Annotated in this window: 20 protein-coding genes and 1 tRNA gene; 17 read left to right on the top strand and 4 right to left on the bottom strand. The window is 59.8% G+C overall.

Annotated features, from left to right (window positions below; translation table 11 throughout):
• Positions 1-7: 7 nt before the first annotated feature.
• Positions 8-1,012 (bottom strand): DNA/RNA non-specific endonuclease, encoded by a 1,005-nt coding sequence (locus AB7A72_RS01835; protein WP_312525510.1) that lies wholly within the window; start codon positions 1,010-1,012, stop codon positions 8-10.
• A 622-nt stretch (positions 1,013-1,634) separates the two neighbouring features.
• Here AB7A72_RS01835 and AB7A72_RS01830 point away from each other — a divergent pair.
• A complete protein-coding gene (locus AB7A72_RS01830; RefSeq protein ID WP_239811335.1) occupies positions 1,635-1,910 on the top strand; it encodes a hypothetical protein in 276 nt (91 codons plus the stop codon).
• Positions 1,911-2,851: 941 nt separating this feature from the next.
• On the opposite strand, the gene AB7A72_RS01825 is transcribed toward AB7A72_RS01830, so the two are convergent.
• Positions 2,852-3,547, bottom strand: coding sequence for a LexA family transcriptional regulator (locus tag AB7A72_RS01825; RefSeq protein WP_239811336.1), 696 nt, complete (start codon positions 3,545-3,547; stop codon positions 2,852-2,854).
• 423 nt (positions 3,548-3,970) lie between these two features.
• Between AB7A72_RS01825 and AB7A72_RS01820 the strand changes: the two genes are divergently transcribed.
• The 13 genes from AB7A72_RS01820 to AB7A72_RS01760 all read left to right on the top strand — a co-directional run bounded on the left by AB7A72_RS01820 (position 3,971) and on the right by AB7A72_RS01760 (position 16,914).
• Positions 3,971-4,243, top strand: coding sequence for a hypothetical protein (locus AB7A72_RS01820; protein WP_312461941.1), 273 nt, complete (start codon positions 3,971-3,973; stop codon positions 4,241-4,243).
• A 210-nt stretch (positions 4,244-4,453) separates the two neighbouring features.
• Entirely contained in the window at positions 4,454-4,909 is a 456-nt protein-coding gene (locus tag AB7A72_RS01815; RefSeq protein ID WP_369458847.1) for a hypothetical protein, read from the top strand.
• 742 nt (positions 4,910-5,651) lie between these two features.
• Positions 5,652-6,299 carry a phage tail protein gene (locus tag AB7A72_RS01810; protein ID WP_239811339.1) on the top strand — a complete coding sequence of 216 codons (648 nt, stop codon included), beginning with the start codon at positions 5,652-5,654 and terminating at the stop codon, positions 6,297-6,299.
• 99 nt (positions 6,300-6,398) lie between these two features.
• Positions 6,399-6,782: a phage tail assembly chaperone gene (locus AB7A72_RS01805; RefSeq protein WP_239811340.1), complete on the top strand. Its 384-nt coding sequence runs from the start codon at positions 6,399-6,401 to the stop codon at positions 6,780-6,782.
• Positions 6,782-7,123 carry a DUF1799 domain-containing protein gene (locus AB7A72_RS01800; RefSeq protein ID WP_369458846.1) on the top strand — a complete coding sequence of 114 codons (342 nt, stop codon included), beginning with the start codon at positions 6,782-6,784 and terminating at the stop codon, positions 7,121-7,123. The genes AB7A72_RS01805 and AB7A72_RS01800 overlap by 1 nt, the downstream gene beginning before the upstream one ends.
• 64 nt (positions 7,124-7,187) lie before the next feature.
• Positions 7,188-12,206 carry a phage tail length tape measure family protein gene (locus AB7A72_RS01795; RefSeq protein ID WP_369458845.1) on the top strand — a complete coding sequence of 1,673 codons (5,019 nt, stop codon included), beginning with the start codon at positions 7,188-7,190 and terminating at the stop codon, positions 12,204-12,206.
• Entirely contained in the window at positions 12,203-13,099 is an 897-nt protein-coding gene (locus AB7A72_RS01790) for a hypothetical protein (protein ID WP_369458844.1), read from the top strand. The genes AB7A72_RS01795 and AB7A72_RS01790 overlap by 4 nt, the downstream gene beginning before the upstream one ends.
• Complete coding sequence (locus AB7A72_RS01785; RefSeq protein WP_369458843.1) at positions 13,099-13,755, top strand: hypothetical protein; 657 nt, start codon at positions 13,099-13,101, stop codon at positions 13,753-13,755. The genes AB7A72_RS01790 and AB7A72_RS01785 overlap by 1 nt, the downstream gene beginning before the upstream one ends.
• Before the next feature lie 11 nt (positions 13,756-13,766).
• Positions 13,767-14,558 (top strand): glycine-rich domain-containing protein, encoded by a 792-nt coding sequence (locus AB7A72_RS01780; protein ID WP_369458842.1) that lies wholly within the window; start codon positions 13,767-13,769, stop codon positions 14,556-14,558.
• A gap of 138 nt (positions 14,559-14,696) precedes the next feature.
• On the top strand, positions 14,697-15,353 hold the full coding sequence (locus AB7A72_RS01775) for a GDSL-type esterase/lipase family protein (protein WP_369458841.1): 657 nt from the start codon (positions 14,697-14,699) through the stop codon (positions 15,351-15,353).
• Positions 15,354-15,410: 57 nt separating this feature from the next.
• Positions 15,411-15,749: a hypothetical protein gene (locus tag AB7A72_RS01770; RefSeq protein ID WP_239811346.1), complete on the top strand. Its 339-nt coding sequence runs from the start codon at positions 15,411-15,413 to the stop codon at positions 15,747-15,749.
• Complete coding sequence (locus tag AB7A72_RS01765; protein WP_312834317.1) at positions 15,746-16,378, top strand: lysozyme; 633 nt, start codon at positions 15,746-15,748, stop codon at positions 16,376-16,378. Before AB7A72_RS01770 ends, AB7A72_RS01765 begins: the two co-directional genes overlap by 4 nt.
• Before the next feature lie 2 nt (positions 16,379-16,380).
• On the top strand, positions 16,381-16,914 hold the full coding sequence (locus AB7A72_RS01760; protein WP_369458840.1) for a hypothetical protein: 534 nt from the start codon (positions 16,381-16,383) through the stop codon (positions 16,912-16,914).
• Between the two features lie 313 nt (positions 16,915-17,227).
• Here AB7A72_RS01760 and AB7A72_RS01755 read toward each other — a convergent pair.
• Positions 17,228-17,312: transfer RNA gene (locus AB7A72_RS01755), tRNA-Leu, on the bottom strand.
• Positions 17,313-17,349: 37 nt separating this feature from the next.
• Between AB7A72_RS01755 and cysM the strand changes: the two genes are divergently transcribed.
• Genes cysM through AB7A72_RS01740 form a run of 3 tightly spaced genes read left to right on the top strand, consistent with a single transcriptional unit; the run spans position 17,350 to position 19,182 of the window.
• Positions 17,350-18,261 carry a cysteine synthase CysM gene (gene cysM, locus AB7A72_RS01750; RefSeq protein WP_369458839.1) on the top strand — a complete coding sequence of 304 codons (912 nt, stop codon included), beginning with the start codon at positions 17,350-17,352 and terminating at the stop codon, positions 18,259-18,261.
• A gap of 38 nt (positions 18,262-18,299) precedes the next feature.
• Positions 18,300-18,926 carry an NUDIX hydrolase gene (locus tag AB7A72_RS01745; RefSeq protein WP_239811350.1) on the top strand — a complete coding sequence of 209 codons (627 nt, stop codon included), beginning with the start codon at positions 18,300-18,302 and terminating at the stop codon, positions 18,924-18,926.
• Between the two features lie 28 nt (positions 18,927-18,954).
• On the top strand, positions 18,955-19,182 hold the full coding sequence (locus AB7A72_RS01740; protein WP_027010629.1) for a sulfurtransferase TusA family protein: 228 nt from the start codon (positions 18,955-18,957) through the stop codon (positions 19,180-19,182).
• 74 nt (positions 19,183-19,256) lie between these two features.
• Here the strand turns inward: AB7A72_RS01740 and galU are convergent, their stop codons facing one another.
• Entirely contained in the window at positions 19,257-20,144 is an 888-nt protein-coding gene (gene galU / locus AB7A72_RS01735; RefSeq protein ID WP_230771474.1) for a UTP--glucose-1-phosphate uridylyltransferase GalU, read from the bottom strand.
• Positions 20,145-20,241: the final 97 nt, after the last annotated feature.

The raw sequence follows: 20,241 nt of genomic DNA, 5'->3' as shown, positions 1-20,241 counted from the left end.
GGCGTCGTCAGTGCAGATGCGGCAGAAAATTGCGCCCCGTTCGCTGCACAAACTGCGCATAGCTCATCGGCGCGCCCAGTTGCACGTCGGCCTGGTTGGGCAGCACCCAGGCCCAGGCCCGCTGCTGCTGTTCGTCAAACACCAGTTTGTACAAATGGCTGGGTACCCAGACCTGGTTGCGGCCAATCGTCGGCGTCTGGCCTTCGAACAGCGGGCCGGTGTAGACAAACACATTGCCGCGCGCGCGTTTGGCGTATTTGCGCACATCGGCTTCGAGCTTGGACCAGACCTGGCGGTTGTGGGTGGGGTCCTGCGGCACCATGTTCGACAGCGCAAACGACTGGGCCATGCCCGTGGCGGTGCTCTGGTCCGCTGCCGGCGCCATGTGCCCGCGGTCATAGCCGCTGGCCTGGTAATCGGACAGCTCCGCCTTGTAGGCAGCGCGCAGGCGCGCATCGGCATAAAAATGGTCGGTGCGGGGCAGTCCGGCAGCACTTTGCAGCCGCTGGCGGCTGAGGCGTTCCACCGTGACAATGGGCGTTTTGGACAGCCCCGAATACAGCACCGCGAACCCTGTGGAACACAAGGTCACGGGCATCCAGCTGCGGCCCACGCTGGCCGCACTGAGCGGGGCGTCCGGCGGCAATTGCTCGGCGCAGTCGGCAAACCCCTGGCTGGCTTTGTCCGAAGCGGCTGGGCTGGACGGGCCTGCAACTGGAGGCGAGGGCGGTGCAGAAGAGGGCGCGTGACCAGTGCCTGACGCTGCGCTACCGCCTCGGCTTTGCCGGGCAATGTCTTCAAAGCGGGCTTGCCAGTCTGCGGCAGTGGATTGCAGCTCGCCCCACCACTGCTGCGCGGTCTGGACGGGGCCTTGTTGCTGCAGCCACTGCGTGGTGCTGTGGATGGCCCATTGGCGAACGTGGTCCAGCTGGGGCACATAGGCGGCCGAGCCCAGCGCCGCCACTGCGCTGTAGCCTGCGAGTGCGCCCCGGCCTACCAACTTGCGCAACAAGCCACGCAGCAGGCCGGGGGCTGATTTGGATGCTTTTTTCTTTTGGGCTGAGCGCTTGGCAGGACGGGAAGGAGGGCAGGCCATGAACTTTGACAACCGGGGTGTGCCGGCGTCAGCCAGCACGCATAATAACCGTCCTATTGTGGCGTAAATTGCTACCTTTGGTTTGCTGGATGCTATGAATTTTTTAGCTATTCACCAAGCAGGGTAGATGAATTCCGTACGTATCCTGCCAAGCGGCCAGGATCGCAGGTACTGTATAAAAATATGGCACAAGTTGCGCAGCGGATGCCTGCGTCCAGGTCGCGATGCTTCGCGAGTGGCTGATCCGCATTTGCATTGCGGGGCAACGTGCCCCGTCAAGAAAAACAGCCAGCGGCGACGCAGATAGCAAACAACTGCAAACCAATAATTATTGACAAGGTCAAATAGATTTAATCGAATATGATATAGCTATCAATTATGGCTAAGTTTTGGCGCGGCATGCATTGTACGAGTGCGATTGAATAACGGGAGTGCATCGAATAGGCCGCTGTATCACAGTGGGTTTGATGGCCGATGCGGATAATGCTCGGGTGAATGGGTTGGCCGCCGATACTTTGCAAGGACATTAGTTATTCCCATGTACACCCCCTTCTATGTGTATTTGTCGTCGGAGCCTTTTTCCAAGATCAAACTGAGGCCAACCAGCCATTTTGGTGTGTACCGAACCGATCCCATCAAGCTGGTTGTGAATGAAGCGACGGTGGCGACCTACCAGTATGTGCGTCTGGACCGGGTATTCAACAAGATATTCATCTACGATATTCAATTGCGACGTGATGTAGGTAGCCTGGGTTTGGGGCAGTTCTATGAGGAGCAAATGGGTGGACGCTCCAAACCTGCCGATAATGAGTAATTCGGGCCGGATCTGATGGCTCGCAGCCTGCACAGAGATAATGCAGCGCCTGTTCTGATGCGGCTTGGCTTGCTTACCTGGCAAACACCGGTACTGAATTGAGATGCGCATGCGGAGCACGCGCAGATCGGTACGCGCGGGCAGGCAACTCCGAGGGTGGTGTGGGGGTATTGCTATCGGGGGGCGGGCGCACACGCATGCGCTCTCAAGGGTCAAGCGGAGCAGCATAGGCACCGCATGTGTTGTTGCTTGTCAGGCTCCACGAAAGCCCAGTTGGAAATGGGCGGGTATCCGTGGAGCGATGCACAGCAGTGCACGCGCAAGAGGAAATCTTTCCTAACATATTGCGTTTGTTGATGTGACGGCATGTTTCTCGGGTGGCGCCGGGGTCTGCATCGCTACGCCTTTACCGCTTCGGATGGATGGAAGGTCCCGCTCAGCATAGCCCCTTGCTGCAAGAGGTGCATGGTGGCGGCTCGCCCGCAAAAAAGTCGGGTTAGCCGGCGGAAAGCCTAGCAATGTTTGCTAGTATTTGAGTACTATAGGTATCAAAAACCATTAGAAGATCATTTAAGATATCTTTTTGCTTCGTCTAATCCGATCGATGAGCTATGGGCAGAAGCGCAGCAGGCTTCGTGTGGAGCTGCAGACTGCGAAATGCGTCTGTGATTGCCGTCCCCTGTTGCCCGGCCGGCGGTGAAGTGGCTGCGCTGTTCCGCCTTGTAACCTGTCCGCTGCATCCACTTAAATCATAGTTAAGATGGGTATATAACTATGGTTTAGGTTGAAGGCTGAACTTATCTTCATATCCGCAACCTTGAAGCATCCCGGTTCGCGCAGGGCGTCGCGTCCTGTTGCTTCCAGGATGATGCTGTCGTTACCGTAGTGATAGATGCCTGCGCCGGCCCGCGTGCCCTCACTGCAGATGCCCCGGAAGGGCGTCAGAGCTTCTGGCCGTTCCAGGCCCAGAGGACCCGGCCTCGCACATCCAGTTGCTCTCGTCCATCGAGCAGGTCAGAGGTCTTGATGCTGGGGTTGTCGCTGCTGATCTCGAACTGCCCATCCCAGCGCTGGCGCACGCGTTTTACAAAGAGCCGGTCATGTGCGCACAGCACATAGACGCCGTCGATGTCGACCAGGCGGATGCCGGTGTCGACCAGCAAGATATCGCCATCATTGAAAGTGCCCTTCATCGAATCGCCATAGGCATGGATGAAGCGCAGCGCCTGGACGTTGGAGGGTTTGACCCGCTGTGTGACCCATTCCTGCGACAGCTTCAGATCGCCGGTCAGCACGTCGTGCTCCAGCAGCTCGGCCCCTGATCCCATCGATGCGCTGTTGGACAACACGGGCACTGCGATCGAGGGGCGCCCGGGAATGGGCGCAGGGGACAGGTCGCTGTAGGGCATCACGGTACTGGAGCGCGCCATGGTTCCTTCCCCCAGGGCCAGCCAGTCCGAAGACACATTGAGCAACTGCGCCGCGCGCGCGCTGTTCTCTGCCGTCAATGCCTTGGTATTTCCGTCCACCACCTTCTTGATGGCTTGGTAGGACAGCCCCAGCCGGTCGGCCAGGTCCGCGGTTTTCATCTCTGCTGCCGTCATCGCCTGAACCAGGCGGTCTTTGTATTCAACCATGGTTTAAATTCTCGCGGAAATTTTGATAACTATAGTTGCTTTGTGGTCTGAACTATGGTTTAATTATTGCATGTTCATACGAAAGTCACAACCCAGTCTTGTTCGGAGCGCCCTCGACGCTGCGCCACTGCCAGATGCGGCAAGCCCGGCGGCGGGTTCGAACATGGGCAGCCACGAAGGCAGGGCGGAGCGCGTTGGCGGGGCCCCCAGCCAACGGCTCGCGTTCGCTGCGCCTCAGCGCAACGGGCAGCCACCCAATGCATTTAGCCGTCCGGTGCAATCCATTGCGTCTCAGTTCGGCCCGCAGCGGATATCCCGGAGCACGGAGCGCCATCCCCGGTATCTCGGCTACGTCATCGAAAGCGGGACCCAGGCCCAGGCTTCCCACGACAAAACCCAACGTATTTTGAAAGGAACACTGCGATGAACTTTGCCCGCACCTGTGACCCTCTGAGCAGCTACGGTGCCCCGGAGCATTCGGCCCGGCTTGCAGGCGGACATGCATCCCGCATTCTCGCGGCCCTGCACGATGAGAAATCGCTGACGGCGGGCGAGATGGCCGAATGCACGGGCATGACGGTCGAGCAAATCTGCCGCCGCCTGCCCGAGTTGGCGCGCACCGGCCTCGCGCAGGTGGTGCAGTTTGAGGGGGCGGATCTGCTGCGCGACGGCTACCGGGTATGGGAGGCGGTATGAGCATGCTGCTGCCAAGACGCAAGGGGCGAGGCGTTCTGCTTGATGCCGGTCCTTTGGGGATGCACCAGCTCGCCGTCAACATGGGGGCAAAAGCCAAGGCCGGTTGCATGCCACCCAGGACGGACCGGTTAGGCGTGACGGCATGCGGTGGTACGCGGACAGACACAGACAACGGAATCCTGCCAGCACAAAGGCATTGAAGGAGCAAGCATGAGCATGACAGCAGAGCGATACACGGTCGCGTTGAGCGCCCGCGATCTGTCCGATGAGTCGCACCGCGTGGGACAGGTGGACCTGATCAAGGCCAGCGGGATGAGCAAAGCCAATGTGGCCTTGCACTACCTGCGGATCATCACCAAGCCCAGCAGGGTGGATATGGAGCGGATGTACAACGCCTTGGTCCAGTACGGAGTGGCCGGACACCTGGCAGACCCCCAGGATGCTGCGTTGGAGGCCATGGCCTGGTTGCTGGACCAGAAATGCAAGCCATGCCAAGGAACAGGCCTGACGGCCAAGGAGGGCAAGACCTACAAATGCCTCAAATGCAAGGGTGCGATGCTGGCCCAGGAGCCCCGCCGAAAGGACGTGCAGCTCCTGATCGACTATGTGATGGACTGCAAAAGAACGCACAGCAATAACTTGAATAAGTTGTTGCGAACCGACTAAAAGTGTGGTATTCTCGTAATCGTTGAGACATTGATGAGAAGGGTGCGAAAGCAAGCCCGCCCATGTCCTTAACCATGAATCACTTGCGCTGCTGTTGTGGCAGCGCAAGGCCTTTGATGGCAGAGCTATGCCACCAGCCTTTTCAAGCCTCGCCCCTTGCGGGGCTTTTGCGTTTCTGGCGCGGGTCAACATGCCGGGGGTATGTCCGGGCAGGTTGGCATCCGTGCTGTGCGCGCTGTCATCAGGTGGGGGCGTCACGTCAGCCATAACTGCAGTTGCGCTTGCCTGCTGGCGCATGCCAATGCAGGCTTTTTTCCAACGTCGATGCCCGCTGCATGCGGGCTTTGGCATATCAGCTGCAGCAAGCGCAGTCCGCACCCGAGTGGTTTGACGGTGCGGTATCTCCTGCTGAGAGCTTCCCAGTGCTCGCAGAAGCGAACAGCCGCCCCAGCCCGCTTGGGTTGTCTGATGGGGCATGGATCTGAAGGCCAGTGTTTGCGCTGTCCTGGTCAGTGACTGCAGGGCAGACTCGGCGCGCACGCATACCCATGCCGCTGGAGCTCCGGCCCTGCAGCCCTTGAGGAGAGAGCACAGACTGCCGGCGTGCACTACGCCGCCAGCAGCTGTGAATTTTTCAACCGTTGCATTCCGCCGAGAGGCGGTTTTTTTGTGCCCGACGAGGGCGAAACCGATCCGCCTTGGCTCAACCCAGGCGGATTTTCTTTTTTTGAAAGGCCCAACCATGGCTTATGAAGTATCGACCGGCACCCGTTTTGCAATCTCGACCGGTTTTGGCGCTCCCGTCTCCGTGACCACGATCTCCAATGCGGCACCTCCCGTGATCGCAGCGGCAGCCCATGGCCTGAGCGCCAAAGACCCCTTCCTGCTCAATACAGGCTGGGAAGACATGAACGACTCCATCCTGCGGGTTGGCTCGGCTACCACGGGTGCCATCACGTTGGAAGACGAGGACACCACCGACCTGATCCAGTTCCCCAGCGGTTCGAGCGCCGGCACGGTCCGCCCCATCACTGGCTGGACCGAACTGCAGCAGGTCAGCGAAATCAGCCCTACCGGCGGTGAGCAGCAGTACGCGGAATTCGCGCCCTTGTCGCAAAAGTACGGCATCAAGATCCCGACGACCCGCTCGGCGATGAGCTGGGAGCTGACCTTTGGCTGGGATCCCACCCTGCCAGGCTACAAGGCCGCTGTCCAGGCATCGCGTGCCAACCGGCTGGTGGCGATTCGCATGGCCCTGCCCAACGGTGGCTCGATCAGCTACGCCTACGGCTACATCAGCGTGCAGGAGACCCCTGTGGTGGCCTCCAACGCCGTGACCACCGGCAAGCTGACCCTGTCCATGCTGCGCCCCATCAAGACCTACAAGTAAAGGTCGCCACGCCCGCCTTGGTTGACCCAAGGCGGGTTTTCCATGCCCGGCAGGTAGCACCTGCACGGGCTTTTTTGTTTCAGAAGAAGGATATCCATCATGGCGAAGTCTCTCGCATCGTTTGCACCCACTCCCACTTTCAAAGGCACTGCCGATGTGCCCGTCGCCGGCAAGGGCCCGCAGCCTCTGGGCCTGACCTTCCGCTTCCATGACACCGAAGCGATGAAGGCGCTGTCCGCCGAGTTCACCGCCTTGCAGGACAAGTACAAGGCGACGGCCGAGGCCCCTCTCAGCGATGAGCAAGAGAAGGACATGCGCACCGACCAGGCCAAGCTGGTGATGAAAATCGTGTCTGCCTGGGAATTCACCGATGAGTTCAGCGTCGAGAACATCACGCAGTTCTTTGTGACCCATGCGTTCGCCTTCGGTGCGATCGTGACTGGCTTCTTCCAGGCTCATTCGGGCGCTAAGACAAAAAACTGATGGAGCTGGGCCGGGCGCTGTTTGGCGAACGGTCCAGTCCCCAACAACTGGTGGCCATGGGCTTTCCTGCCGAGATGATCAAGGAACGCGAGCCCCTGGTGTGCTACCCCGACCACGAGCTGGCCTACCGCTGCTTCATCGACAACGCCAGCCAGTGGCGAGCAGGCATGGGCGGTATCTATGCCCTGGACTACAACGTGATCTACCGCTGGCTGGATGCCGAGGGCATCAACAAGCGCAAACGCAACCAGGTGCTGCGCGAAGTGGGCCTGCTGGAGCGCGGCGCGCTCGAAGCATTGCAGGCGCGCAGGGAAGCACTGGATCGATCCCGCCAGAAATAGCCCACTTCGGTGGGCTTTCCTTTTTCTAAGCTCGCCTCGGCGGGCCATTTCTATTGGTGCTGCTATGGCTGATCTAGAAAAAAATATCAAGATTGGTGTTGACCTCTCGGACCTCCAGTTGGGTGTCCATGAGGCCATCAACAGCATTCAGGGCTTCTGGAGTTCGGTCGAGGCCGGCTCCAGAAATTCCGCACAATCGTTCGAGATGATGACCTCGGCGTTTCAGAGCCAGTCATCGGTGATCCAGGTGGGGATCCGGGATACCCAGCGCTTCTCCGAAACCTTTGTTCAGGTGCAGCAGACGAGCCAGGTTGCCCTCACCTCCTACACCCGGGATCTGGCGACGGTGCAGAAAGAGCAAGAAAACGCGAACGGCGCTGCCAAGCGCTGGGCGGAGTCCACCAAGGTGGTGTTCGGACTCCTGGCACAAGGGGCGCCCGCGTTCTTTGGCAAGTTCATTACGGAAACCATCAACGCCGAGAAGCAGCAGGCCCAGCTCTCCGCCATGTTGAAGTCCACCGGCGAGGCTGCGGGTTGGTCGCAGGAGCGGCTCAACGGCATGGCCGCATCGCTGTCGAAGTCGAGCGTGTTCTCGTCGGGGGAGATCACCCAGGCACAAACGCAGCTGCTGACTTACTCCAATGTCGTGGGGCAACAGTTCCCGCAGGCCATGCAGGCCGTGGTGGATATGTCGTCGCGCATGGGCACATCGGTGACCAGCTCTGCGGAGACCATCGGGCAGGCGTTGAATTCCCCTTCCGAAGGGCTCAAAGCGCTGGCGGACAAAGGGGTGCAATTCACCGACCAGCAAAAGGAGATGGTTGCGCAGTTGGAAGCAACCGGCCAGGTCGGTGCGGCGCAGGCCGTTATCCTGGATGCGCTGCAAACCTCGTATGGTGGTGCGGCGGTTGCTGCAAGGGATACGCTGGGTGGTGCCTTGGAGGCGCTGCAGAACAGCTTTGCGACTGCAATGACGGGTGACAGCGGCAGCCTGCAAGGGATGCGCGAGAGCATTGAGTCATTGAACGAAACCTTGTCTTCCGAAGCGACGCGCGCAGGCTTTCAGTCGGTAATTGGCGCGATTGCTGAAGTCGTGGAGCTTGCCGTCAAAGGTATCAGCGCGCTTGGGCAGCTGGCCAATGCCGCCTCGCTCAGCCGCAAGGAGACCTCACACAAGACTGCCAGTACCAACCTGGAATGGAACAAGAAGAAGTATGAGGAGGCCAAGGACTTGGCAGAAGCTGAGCCTGGCAACAAGCGCTGGAGAGAGGAAGCTCAGAAATACTATGACGCGATGCGTGCTGACCTTGCGAATATGCAACGCATCACAGCGTCCATGCAGCCTCCCACGGTTGAGCTTCCCTCGGTCAACGTGCAGACACCAAAGCTCATGCCCAGGCAAGTGCCTTCTGCAGGTAACCCTTCGGCAAACAATGTCAGGCGCGAATCAGGTGGGAGCGATCAGGACAGCGCCATTTCCGGCATCAGGTTGAGGATCGCGGCCGAAGAAGATTTGATTGATCGCCTCAAGGAGCGAGGCACTGCGACAGACCGCAGGACGGAATCGGACCGGCTCGTCAAGAAGCTGGAAACGGAAATCAGTGAAGCAACCGATCAGCGCACCAAAGCCAATCTACAGGGACAACTGGTTGAAGCCCAGCGCTACCAAACAACCCAACAAGGTCGGATTGAGCTGGAAAAGCAAATCCAGGCTCAGGAAGAAGCTAGAAAGAGCTATCTCAAATATATCGACGACCTGAAAAAGTCAGCAAGTGCGATTGGCGATATGGCAGACAAACAGGAAGCTGCCAACGCCAACTTTGGAAAGTCCAAGATAGCCATTGCCGAAATGGCGATGGAGAAAGCCCGGTCCGAAGCCAACAATGCCAGCGGGGTGCCCTGGAGACCTGAGGTCAGCGAAGGTTTGGCCAAGATTGCCGAGCAGCATGAGCGCTATGTGCAATCGCTGAAAGAAGGTGCGTACATTGAGGCCAGCAGCAAGTATGCAGAGCAGTTGAAAGCCGCCAAAGAGGAATATGAACTGCAGCAGTACAGCATGTCGCTGCTGGGCGTGGAAGAAACCCAGCGCCAGAAGTTGCTGGCTGTGCGCAAGGCAGAGCTGCAGCTGGCGCGAGAGATTGAACAGATCAAAAAGAGTTCTTACGATTCCAACAGCGAAAAGAACGCGACCAAAGAAGCTGATTTGATCGCCCAGGCGCGACTCACTGCAGAGACGAAGCTACAGACTGAGCTGGCGCGCATTCAGGACCAATACGTTACGCAGCAAGCGAGCAAGTATGGAGATGTCGTCCGCCAGGGATTCGCCGACTTTCTCAATAACGGTGCTCAGGGTTTGAAGAACTTGGGCAAGTCTTTGAAGACGACGGTACTGACTTCGATTTCGGATGCTTTGTACAAGGCATTCGCGCAGAAGTTTGTGATGAACATTGGCGCGAATATCACCGGGATGATTACTAGCGGAGTGGGGTGGCTTTCTGGCTTGTTTGGTGGAAGCTCGGGCCTTGGTGGTTCAGGCGATGGCGCCATGAGCTTGCTGAGCGGCGGGTCAAATGCTTATAGCCTCTATACCGGGGAAGGATTGCTGGGGCAGACTTCTCGCTATGTAGGCAGCATGCTTGGCTGGGGTAGTACTTCGACTTTTTCGGCACATACCATCAACTCAGCAAACGCAATAGGTATGGCCGGCGGTGACCCTCTTGGATTTCTGGCTACAAGCTCGGAGGCCGCGGGAGCTGGCGGATCTGGGGTGGGCAGTTGGTTTTCCGGCGGCGGTTGGGTGATGAGCATCCCAATCATCGCGGCTTACCTAGGCGGCATGTTTAAAGAAGAAAAGCAGGTCGGCAGCGGCCTGATGGGCGAGCTCGGCGGAGACATGTATGGCTACCAACTGATGCGCGAGAGCGGCAGCTTGTTTGGGGGGCCGAAGTACCGGTATCTGGCGGCGGAGAAGGAGATTGAGAAGGCCAATGCGCAGATCGAAACGCTTCAAGGCCAGATCGCGGCGAACCCGGAGGCCAAGGAAAATGGCTACCGTGAGCGCCAGCTGCAGCAGCTGTATTCGCGCGTCGAGATGCTCCAGGAGAACTATGGCACGGCGATTGAAGGCTCCAAAGGCCCCATCAAGGTACTGCAGGATGCCTTCAAGGACATGCGGGAGGATACGGCCAAAAAGGCCGATACCCTGGGCCTGAATGGAGACGCCATCCGTGCCATGAAGGTGGCGCTGGGGCTCGATGAGATCCATCCGGATACGGGTGGCAAGGGCTTGCAGTTGACGGGCTTGTCGCAGGAGGAAGCATCGGCCAAGATCCAGCAGGCGCTCGCGCAAGCCAATGAGGAGCTGGCACGCAGTGTGCTCGGCAGCTGGCAGGAGCAGACGCGCGAAGTGACCCGCATGGTATGGGACAACGTGCAAGTTGCTGGCGACAGTGACACCGAGCAATGGGCTCGTGTCGGCCGCCAGGTGACGGAGACGGTCACTGAGCAGATCTTCGTGATGAGCGAGTATGTGCGCACAGGTGAGAAGGCCGTGGATGCCTTGACCCGCATGTCCTCCAGCCTGGTGGGTGTCAATCAGATCTTTGAGCTGTTTGGCTCCACATTGCTCGAAGGCTCGCTTTCGGCAGGTGACTGGGCCAGCAAGCTGGTGGATGCAGTCGGCAGCATGGATGCGCTGACACAGGCCGCAAGCACTTATTACGATCTGTATTACAGCGATGACGAGAAGCGTAGCCGTGCGAGCAAGGTGGCCAATGAAGGTATGGAAGAGCGCGGGCTGGATCTGCGTGTCGGCGATGTCGATGCGAAGAAGAAATACCGCGCCCTGGTAGACAAAGCCATCGCTGACAGGGACGAGGAGCTGCTCGCCTGGCTGTTGCAGTTTGCGGATGACTTTGCCAATGGGGTTGATGCCGTCACTGCCAGCTTGGAAGACGGAACTAACGCGCTTGCCGCGAAGCTGCAAGAGATTCAGCAGATCCGTGAGGAGACGCTGTCGACGTTGGGGCTGTCCATGGACGGCCTGGTTGATGGATTCATCAATGAGATCAACGAGGGACGGGGTGCAGAAGCCGGCAGCTGGTTGGCCAACCAAATCTCGGCAGGCTTTGAACAGGCCGTGTACGAACAGGCGATCAACACCATTCTGTCGTCCATGATCGATGGGATGATCACGCCGATGCTGACTGCGGCACTTACTGGAGCCAATGTGGCGGATGCGGTAAGTGGTGCAGCCATAGACAACATGATTTCCAATGCCAATGCGGCGATCCAGGCGTTGAACACGTTGCTGACCAGCACCGAGTTCGTGGAGGGCATGGAGAAGCTCAAGGTCACGGTCAAATCGTTGGGCAACTCGATTGGCGTGAGCGTTCCCAAGATGCGCAGCTACCAGGGCGGCGTGTCCAATCTGGGCAGCTCATACGACTCATCCGCCAAGGCTGCTAACTCCGCGGCTGATGCTGCCAAGAAGCTGGCTGACCAGTGGTCTAAAACCATTGACGCCATGGCCAATGAAATGAAGCGGCTGCGCGGGCAGTTGCTGGGCTCTGGCCCGGACCAGGGAGCGGCTTACTACGAGTCTCTTTTTGCCATCAAGACGGCCCAGGCCCGATCTGGCAATCAGGACGCGGCTGACGAGCTGCCCTCGATCATCCAGGCACTGGAAGCGCTTGCAAAAGCCAGTGCAACGTCCCAGGCCGATGTCTTGCTCAAGCAGTCAGCCTGGCTGGCATCGCTGGCGGACACGAGAAACTTCCTCGCCCATAAATACGGCGTCGATATCGGCGATGTGAAAACCGCAGAGGTGGGCGCTGCCACTGCCGGGCGAGTGGTTCAGGCGAGTGGCAACACCGCTTTGCTGAGCGCGCTGCAGGCATCGAGTGACAACCCGGTGCTGGTGGCGGAAGTGCGGGCCCTGCGCTTGTCGCTGGACAACCATGACGCCAACCGCAAGGCCGAGGCGACAGTGGTCGTGCCTGCGGTGCAGCAACTCAACAAGACGCTGCGCATGTGGGACGCCGATGGAATGCCGGCAACGCGAAAACAGGAGGAAAACGCATGACAGGATTGAGAACCGTCAGCCCGCTGGAGATCAGCGATGGCGTGATCGTTGCGCAGCCGCCTGTGGAGGACACGGCGGCTGTCTGGGTGGCGGGGGCCTGGCCCAGAGGGGCCAGGGTGCGCTACCAGCACCTCGTCTACCAGGCCGGTGCCGATGTCAACGACAGCATTCCGCCGCCGGACAACCCAACGCTCTGGATCAAGGTCGGGCCCACCAATACGTGGGCCCTTTTTAATGGGCGCACGTCGCAGAGCTCCAAGTTCAATGCGACGGCATCCTACCGGTTCCGATTTGGACGCGCGGTGGATGCGGTGTGTGCCATAGGCATGGCCGATGTGCATTCCGTGCGGGTGCGTGTGTTGGACCCGTCTTACGGCACTGTCTATGACAAGGCGCTCACGGTCGGCCTTGCGCCAGAGACCGCCGATTGGTGGGAATGGCACTTTGGCGAGTGGACGCCAACAGGTGTGCTGGGGCTTTTTACCGGGCTGCCGGCATTCCCGCAAGCGGATGTGCTGGTGGACTTCGTCGGTACGACCGGCATGGAGGTCGGCAACCTCATTCTGGGCAATGCCAAGGAGTGGGGCCTGGGTGTCGAGATCGGTGCCTCGGTGGGCATCCAGGACTTTTCCCGCAAGGAGCTCGATGAGTTCGGCAACCGCGTGCTGGTTGAGCGCACCTACATCGGATGGGCAGATATGTCCGTGCCCATCCGGCGCACGGAAATCATGGCCATCAAGAACTATATGACCAAAAACCGGGCCAAGCCCATCCTGTTTCTCGGCTCTCAAGACATTGAGGCCTTGAACGTGTTTGGGATCGCCAAGGATTGGTCCGTCGCGATCGAGTACCACGACTACTCGATGTTTGCAATTCAACTTGAGGAGGTGTGATGCCTTTAGTCGTTCCAACCCCCATTCCCGCCTATCCCCCTGCGCCACAGCCCACGGATGACCGTGTCAGCTTCAGCACCAAGGCCTTTGCGCTGGCGGCTTCTTATGAGCCGCAGCGGGTGGCGTTTAACATCGCCCTGGACCAAGTGCATGCCAATTCCCAATGGGCGCAATCCAAAGCGCTGGAGGCGCAGGACTCCGCCATGGCGGCGAGCCAGTCAGCCAGCAACGCCCATGCCAGCCGTGTTGCTGTAGATGAAGCCGTCAATGATGTGAGAGAGGCATTGGATGCCATCAAGGCAGGTCCCGTTGCATCGGTTAACGGGCGCAATGGTGTTGTGGTGGGTCTTCAGGAGGCCTTGATCCAACGTGTCTCCACAGCTGCAGACAATGGGCAGCCACTGCTAGTGGGATCGGAGTATGCCCTCTCCGCAGGTTCCGCATATAGCCGCTCGTTACCCGTAGGTGTCGCGGGAAATCAGATTGTGCTCAACAGCACCGGTGGCTGGGCCGCGAGCCTATTTACTTTGAGCCGTGCGAACGCGGCGCACACCATCAACGGCGTGGCAGATAACGTGTTGTTCGACTCCGATTCTGCGCACCGAATTATTGCTTCTTGCACCGCACCAGGTGCTTGGGTGTTGTCGATTTCATAAGAGGATTACCTATGCAGAATCTTTCGAGCATGATGAGTGGCGGCGGCAAGCTGCGGTATCAGCGATTTACAGCGAACGGCACGTTTGTGCCGAGTACAAAGCTACTTGCCAGTGGTGGGCAATGTCTTGTTTTGCTGATTGGTGGCGGTGGTGGTGGTGGTGCTGGCAATGCCGGCGGCGGTGGCGGTGCCGGGCAGCACAGTGAGGAGTTGGTGACCGTGGCAGGGAATGTCGCGGTGACTATTGGTGGTGGTGGCGCTGGAGGGGCGGCAGAGGGGGCAAATGGTTCAAATGGAGGAAATTCCTCATTTGGGTCATTACTTAATGCTATTGGTGGAGGCGGCGGCAGCGGCGGTAGTTACGGCAATAGGCCTGGCCTTGCTGGTGGTAGTGGTGGGGGTAGCGGGTACGGAGCGCAATCTGGCATTGGTTCTGGTGGTGGTGGCGGTGGTGCCTCCAGTGCTGGAGGAGGGGCTTTAGACGGGAATGGTAATTCTGTTGGCGCTGGTCTTTTCGGGTGTCCAGGAGGCATGGGGCATCAAAACGCGGCCGGTCGGAATCACGGCGGAGGCGGGATCAATGGCCGTGCTGGTGGAGGAGGCGGTGGTGGTACGAGTGCAGGTTGGGCGGGGTTTGGTACTGCTGGTGGCGGTAATGGTGGATACCCAAGTCCCGCGACCGCAGCCACCAGTGGCCGTGCGAACTCGGGTGGCGGAGGTGGTGGAGGCGGCAGCATTATTGGGGTATCTCTGCCAGGGGGGGCAGGCGGATCCGGCTATTGCATGGTCGTGTGGACGGAATAGGAATTTAGTACGGATCTGAGGAGCGCTGTAACTGTGATATCGGCGTTGTAGAGGTGGAGATTAAATGTCTGTAGTGCCACGCCTTAGCAGCTCTGCGTCCCATGCTTGTACAACACACCATCCTTGTAGGCGATATTCATGAATTTCAAAGAACTACTCTGCAAACTCCTGCGCAAATTTTGCGTACGTTGCTGTCCCTTGTCAGTTGAGCTGAACGGGGACAGCATTCTGTTTGGCTGGGGTTGTGACAGCACGCCAGCTATGCAGATGCATGCGCAGCGTCCTCGATGGACACTGACGGATCGCAATGCCTGTGGTCTGCGGATGGCGGACTTCATGCAGGGCTACCAGGAGCCGTTTCCTGGTGCACCGCCCGACATGTATCCCGCAGGTCCGCAGCCCGCATTCAAAGATGCCCTGCACCAGGCACAGGTGATAGTGCTTGGTCTGGGCCTGAATGACTCTTACGGTTATTTATCGCCGGAGGCCTACCGGCAGCAACTGCTGGATGCGCTGGCGGTCATTCGCAGTGCGGGCGCCGTCCCGGTGTTCACCGGCCTTGTGCCCATCCCCAGTGGCTACTACGACCCTGGGCAAGATGCCAATCTTCTGGCCTTTCAGCAAGTGATGCGCGATGTCGCGGAATCGCAGGGTGTCATCCATGCTGATTGGGACGAGGAGTACCAAGGCGAAGGGGACCTGCAGGACGACCATATCCATCGAAGCCAGAACGCGACGGACCGACTGACGGCCCGCTTGATCGCAGCCATTGACCGCGCGGCAAAGCGCGTCTGACCTGGCTGCACAACCCATGACCCGCTTCGGCGGGTCTTTTTATTTCTAGGAGGCCTGATGCAAAGCACAGACATCAGCATGCCGATGGCCAAGGCGACCAGTGCGGTCACGTTGGCCACCGCAGCACAAACGGACATGGCGGACAAGCTGGTTCAGGCCGCCACTGTCAACACCAGTGCCCAGACCTGGCACTGGGTCAATGCAATACCCTGGGGCGCGATCGCCTCAATCGTGGCGGCGCTCTATACCTCGCTGTTGATCTGCGAGTGGTTTTGGAAAAAGCTCTGGCGCCCGGCTTTCGAGCGCTGGGGGTGGCTGGCGCCGCGCAAGCCCTTGGTGACCATGACCCTCGACGACTTCCAGCACCTGAGTGACACACCAAGGATGGAGCCATGAGCCGGGTGCCCCATGCGCTGCGCACCGGCTTGATGGCCTTGGGTGTGCTGCTGGCCGGTGGTGGCGGCTATGTGGTGGCTGAGCGCGACCCAGTAGCCGCCCACACGATGGCTGCGCAAAACCCCTATATCCAGGCCGTTGCGGCCGACACGGGCACCTCGGATGCCATCAAGATTGCTCTGGTCATGGGCAGTTTTTACGAAAGCAGTTACCGCCATATCGGCAAGCCCTATGTGGACCGGCTGGGCAAGGGGGCGCCGCTGACGGTCTGCAATGGCCTCACCGGGCCCGATGTGGTGGCCGGGCGCTATTACTCACCGGTGGACTGCTATGGACTGGAAAAAAACCGCTACCTGGCATCAGAAGCCGCTGCAAAGCGGCTTTTTCGTTTTTGGGACCGGTACACGGTGCTGCAGCAAGCGGTGTTTATCGACTTCATCCACAACAAGGGCGAGGCCGCGTTGGCGGGATCAACCTTGCTGCGCAAGGCCAATGCCGGTGATGTGGCCGGTGCCTGCCGAGAAAACCTGCGCTGGAACCGCGGCACGGTCCATGGGGTGTCGGTAGTGCTGCCTGGCCTGCAAAGCCGCGGCAATGCCAACGGCGAGATCTGCGAGGAGGGCTTATGACCTTGCAGATCAAGCTGGTGCTGGCGGCCATCATGGCCGCGCTGGCCTTTTCGACGGGCTGGATCGCCAAAGGCTGGCAGACAAGCGCCCGCGTTGCCGAGCTGCGTGCAGACCATATGCGAGCGCTGGCGGCGCGGGCCGAGGCTGCACGCAAAGACGAGGCCCATACCGTCCAACTGGAGCGCAAACATGCCCAAGATACGATTTACAACGCCGACCAGCTGGCAGCCTTCAAGACTGGCATTGATGTGGATGTGCGCGCTGAGCTTGCCCGCGCTGAGCGCCTGCACCGCGACACCGACAGCCGAGCCGCCACTTATCGTGCGCAAGCCCAGGCCGACGCCGCTGCCCGCAGCGATCTTGCAGATAAAGCGGCAGCCCTCGACCGACAGCTTGCACAAGGCCTCGGCGTGGTCGCAGAACTCGGAGGCCATCTTAGGCGACGTGATGCAGAAGTAGCTGCACTGTGCAGCCAGGTCAATACAGAGCGCCGGCTGGGAGGCGACGATACCGACAAAGCCTGCGCTGCCCCTTGATCCCCCATGCAAAGAGCCTCTCTGGCGCCATCGGCTGCCGGGGAGGCTCTTTTTTGCGTTGAAGGGGCGCAAAGATCGATGACCCGACTGATTCGGAGGGGGAAGAGCGGGTTCCGTTGGTGCCGTGTCAAGGCTGTGGCTGTCCGCACCCCAACACCAACGTAACAAGGGGCTTGCCCTCTGGTTAGAATGTCGGCTGCTATAGTTTTTATACAAGCGCAACCTGTTTCAACCGCGAACGCCTAGCCATGCAGCACTCCACACCAGACAAAGAAAAAGCCGCTAAGTTGTTTAAACTTAACGGCTTTGAGTGTGGTGCCCGGGGCCGGAATCGAACCGGCACGCCTTGCGGCGGGGGATTTTGAGTCCCCTGCGTCTACCAATTTCACCACCCGGGCTGTGTCTGTATCGCAGCTCGCAATTATGGCACAAATAATGAGCTCCAAGAAATACCCAACGATTGAAGATGCGATCGGCAAGACCCCCCTGGTGGCCCTGCAGCGCATTGGTGCTGACTACAACGAGGCCAATGGCAATGTGGTGCTGGGCAAGCTCGAGGGCAACAACCCGGCCGGTTCGGTCAAGGACCGGCCGGCGGTGTCGATGATCCAGCGCGCCCAGGAGCGTGGCGAGATCAAGCCTGGTGATACCTTGATCGAGGCCACCTCGGGCAACACCGGTATTGCATTGGCGATGGCTGCCGCCATCAAGGGCTACCGCATGGTGCTGATCATGCCCGAGGACCTGTCCATCGAGCGTGCACAGACGATGAAGGCCTATGGCGCGCAGTTGATCCTGACGCCCAAAAGTGGCGGTATGGAATATGCGCGCGATCTGGCCGACAAGATGGTGGCCGAAGGCAAGGGCATTGTGCTGGACCAGTTCGCCAATCCGGACAACCCGCGCGCCCATTATGAGACCACCGGCCCCGAGATCTGGGAGCAGACCGGTGGCCAGATCACCCATTTCGTCAGTGCGATGGGCACGACTGGCACGATCACCGGTGTGTCCCGCTACCTGAAGGAAAAGAACCCGGCGGTGCGCATCATCGGTGCCCAGCCGACCGAGGGCTCGCGCATCCCGGGTATCCGCAAGTGGCCTGAAGAGTACCTCCCCAAGATCTATGACCCCAGCGCGCTCGATGAGATGGTGTACGTGACCCAGAACGATGCCGAGGACATGGCCCGCAGCCTCGCCTGCGAAGAAGGCATCTTTGCCGGCATTTCCGCCGCAGGCGCCTGCCATGTCGCTCAGGAAATTGCGCGCCGTGAACGCAACGCTACCATTGTGTTCGTCGTCTGCGACCGGGGGGACCGTTATCTGTCCACTGGCGTATTTCCCGCCTAACGCGCACGCCGATCGGCGAGTGCCGGCACGAAAGCCTTATGCAATACGAAACGAAATTTTGCGTGAACTGCGCCACGGCGCTGCAATGGAAAGTGATGACCGAGGACAGCGGAGAGGTCAGCCGGCTGCGCTGCCCCGCTTGCGGCTGGACCCACTGGGGCAACCCCACGCCGGTACTGGCTGCCGTCGTCGAGAATGACCAGGGCCAGGTGCTGCTGGCGCGCAACGCCATGTGGCAGCCGGGCATGTTTGGCCTGATCACCGGCTTTATGGAGGCGGGTGAATCGCCCGAGGCCGGCATTGCGCGGGAGGTGCTCGAGGAAACCGGTTTGCAGACCAAGGCCCTGCGCCTGATTGGCTGCTGGGAGTTTTTGCGCATGAACCAGGTGCTGATTGCCTACCATGTGCGCGTGGCAGGTCGGCCGGAGGACGTGCGCCTGTCGCCCGAACTCGTGGAGTACCAGTGGAAGACCGCGCAGGACGTGCTGTGCTGGCCGTCTGGCACCGGCTATGCGATGGCTGAGTGGGTCAAGAGCAAGGGCGAGCCGGTGCGCTTTGGCGCCTTCCGCCCCAACAACCCCAACCCGGATCCCGATCCCGCCAAATGGCCGGTGAACTACTGGGAAGAGGATGCCCGCTTTGTGGTGGCACCCCGCCTGGACTGAGTCTGGCGATCAACAACGAATGAGCACGATGGATATTGACCAGGAAGTGGACACGCGCGGGCTGAACTGCCCGCTGCCGATTTTGAAGGCCAAGAAAGCCTTGGCCACGATGCAGAGCGGACAACTGCTCAAGGTGGTGGCGACCGATACCGGCTCGATCCGGGATTTCCAGGCCTTTGCCAAGCAGACCGGCAATGAGCTGGTGGAGCAGCAGACCGTGGGTGAGGAGTTCATCCATATTCTGCGCCGCCGCTAGCCTGGCGCTCGCCTATTGCCAAACAAAGGCCTGCATCAGCAGGCCTTTTTTAGTGCGTGAGGTTCCGCGCAGACTCAAATCTGCAGCTCTTTCAGAAAGGCCCGGAAATCATCGCCCACATCAGGGTGCTGCAGCGCCAGCTCCACGGTCGCCTGCAGGAAGCCTTCCTTGCTGCCGCAGTCATAGCGTTTGCCGCTGTAGCGATAGGCATACACCGTCTCGCTGTGCATCAGGCGCTCGATGGCGTCGGTCAACTGGATCTCGCCACCCACTCCCTTGGGCTGGTTGCGGATCTCGTCGAAGATGCCGGGGGTCAGCACATAGCGCCCGGCCACGCCCATGCGCGACGGGGCTTTTTCCGGAGCGGGCTTTTCGACGATCTCGTCAATGCGCATCAGCGGGCCGCCGGCAGGCTCGCCCTTGACGATGCCGTATCGCTTGGTATGTTCCAGCGGCACCTCTTGCACGGCCAGCAGCGAGCGGCCTTGTTTGGAGAACGCCGCCGTCATCTGGGCCATCACGCCCGGGCCGCCTGGCGCGCCAGTCATCAGGTCATCGGCCAGCAGCACGGCAAAAGGCTCGTTGCCCACCAGCGGCTCGGCGCACAGCACCGCATGGCCCAGGCCCAGGGAACGCGGCTGGCGCACAAACAGGCAGTTCATGTCATCGGGGCTGACGCTGCGCACCAGGTCCAGCATGGCCTGCTTGCCGGCGTTTTCCAACTCGTTTTCCAGCTCGTAGGCGGTGTCGAAATGGTCTTCGATCGCGCGCTTGCTACGCCCGGTGACAAAGATCATGTCCCGTATACCGGCCTCGTAGGCCTCTTCCACCGCGTACTGGATCAGTGGCTTGTCCACCACGGGCAGCATCTCCTTGGGAGATGCCTTGGTGGCTGGCAAAAAACGGGTGCCCAGGCCAGCGACTGGGAAAACTGCTTTGCGGACACGGGTCGGTGTAGTCATAAATACTTGGGTTCCAGGACTTGGATGTGACAAAGGCGCAGCAAGCTGCGCCTTTGTGTGCAGGGCCAAGGGGCATTATGTGCTGATTTTTGCACGG

The sequence above is a fragment of the Comamonas sediminis genome, assembly GCF_041107495.1.
GTDB classification, from domain to species: Bacteria; Pseudomonadota; Gammaproteobacteria; order Burkholderiales; family Burkholderiaceae_C; genus Comamonas; species Comamonas sediminis.
The sequence above is the reverse complement of the archived record's forward strand: the minus strand, read 5'-3'. Positions and strand labels throughout refer to the sequence as shown.

Excerpts from the sequence above, each read along its gene's own strand:
- AB7A72_RS01830 (WP_239811335.1), top strand. The coding sequence starts at position 1,635 with ATGTACACCCCCTTCTATGTGTATTTGTCGTCGGAGCCTTTTTCCAAG.
- AB7A72_RS01825 (WP_239811336.1), bottom strand. The coding sequence starts at position 3,547 with ATGGTTGAATACAAAGACCGCCTGGTTCAGGCGATGACGGCAGCAGAG.
- AB7A72_RS01820 (WP_312461941.1), top strand. The coding sequence starts at position 3,971 with ATGAACTTTGCCCGCACCTGTGACCCTCTGAGCAGCTACGGTGCCCCG.
- AB7A72_RS01815 (WP_369458847.1), top strand. The coding sequence starts at position 4,454 with ATGAGCATGACAGCAGAGCGATACACGGTCGCGTTGAGCGCCCGCGAT.
- AB7A72_RS01810 (WP_239811339.1), top strand. The coding sequence starts at position 5,652 with ATGGCTTATGAAGTATCGACCGGCACCCGTTTTGCAATCTCGACCGGT.
- AB7A72_RS01805 (WP_239811340.1), top strand. The coding sequence starts at position 6,399 with ATGGCGAAGTCTCTCGCATCGTTTGCACCCACTCCCACTTTCAAAGGC.
- AB7A72_RS01800 (WP_369458846.1), top strand. The coding sequence starts at position 6,782 with ATGGAGCTGGGCCGGGCGCTGTTTGGCGAACGGTCCAGTCCCCAACAA.
- AB7A72_RS01795 (WP_369458845.1), top strand. The coding sequence starts at position 7,188 with ATGGCTGATCTAGAAAAAAATATCAAGATTGGTGTTGACCTCTCGGAC.
- AB7A72_RS01790 (WP_369458844.1), top strand. The coding sequence starts at position 12,203 with ATGACAGGATTGAGAACCGTCAGCCCGCTGGAGATCAGCGATGGCGTG.
- AB7A72_RS01785 (WP_369458843.1), top strand. The coding sequence starts at position 13,099 with ATGCCTTTAGTCGTTCCAACCCCCATTCCCGCCTATCCCCCTGCGCCA.
- AB7A72_RS01780 (WP_369458842.1), top strand. The coding sequence starts at position 13,767 with ATGCAGAATCTTTCGAGCATGATGAGTGGCGGCGGCAAGCTGCGGTAT.
- AB7A72_RS01775 (WP_369458841.1), top strand. The coding sequence starts at position 14,697 with ATGAATTTCAAAGAACTACTCTGCAAACTCCTGCGCAAATTTTGCGTA.
- AB7A72_RS01770 (WP_239811346.1), top strand. The coding sequence starts at position 15,411 with ATGCAAAGCACAGACATCAGCATGCCGATGGCCAAGGCGACCAGTGCG.
- AB7A72_RS01765 (WP_312834317.1), top strand. The coding sequence starts at position 15,746 with ATGAGCCGGGTGCCCCATGCGCTGCGCACCGGCTTGATGGCCTTGGGT.
- cysM (WP_369458839.1), top strand. The coding sequence starts at position 17,350 with ATGAGCTCCAAGAAATACCCAACGATTGAAGATGCGATCGGCAAGACC.
- AB7A72_RS01745 (WP_239811350.1), top strand. The coding sequence starts at position 18,300 with ATGCAATACGAAACGAAATTTTGCGTGAACTGCGCCACGGCGCTGCAA.
- AB7A72_RS01740 (WP_027010629.1), top strand. The coding sequence starts at position 18,955 with ATGGATATTGACCAGGAAGTGGACACGCGCGGGCTGAACTGCCCGCTG.
- galU (WP_230771474.1), bottom strand. The coding sequence starts at position 20,144 with ATGACTACACCGACCCGTGTCCGCAAAGCAGTTTTCCCAGTCGCTGGC.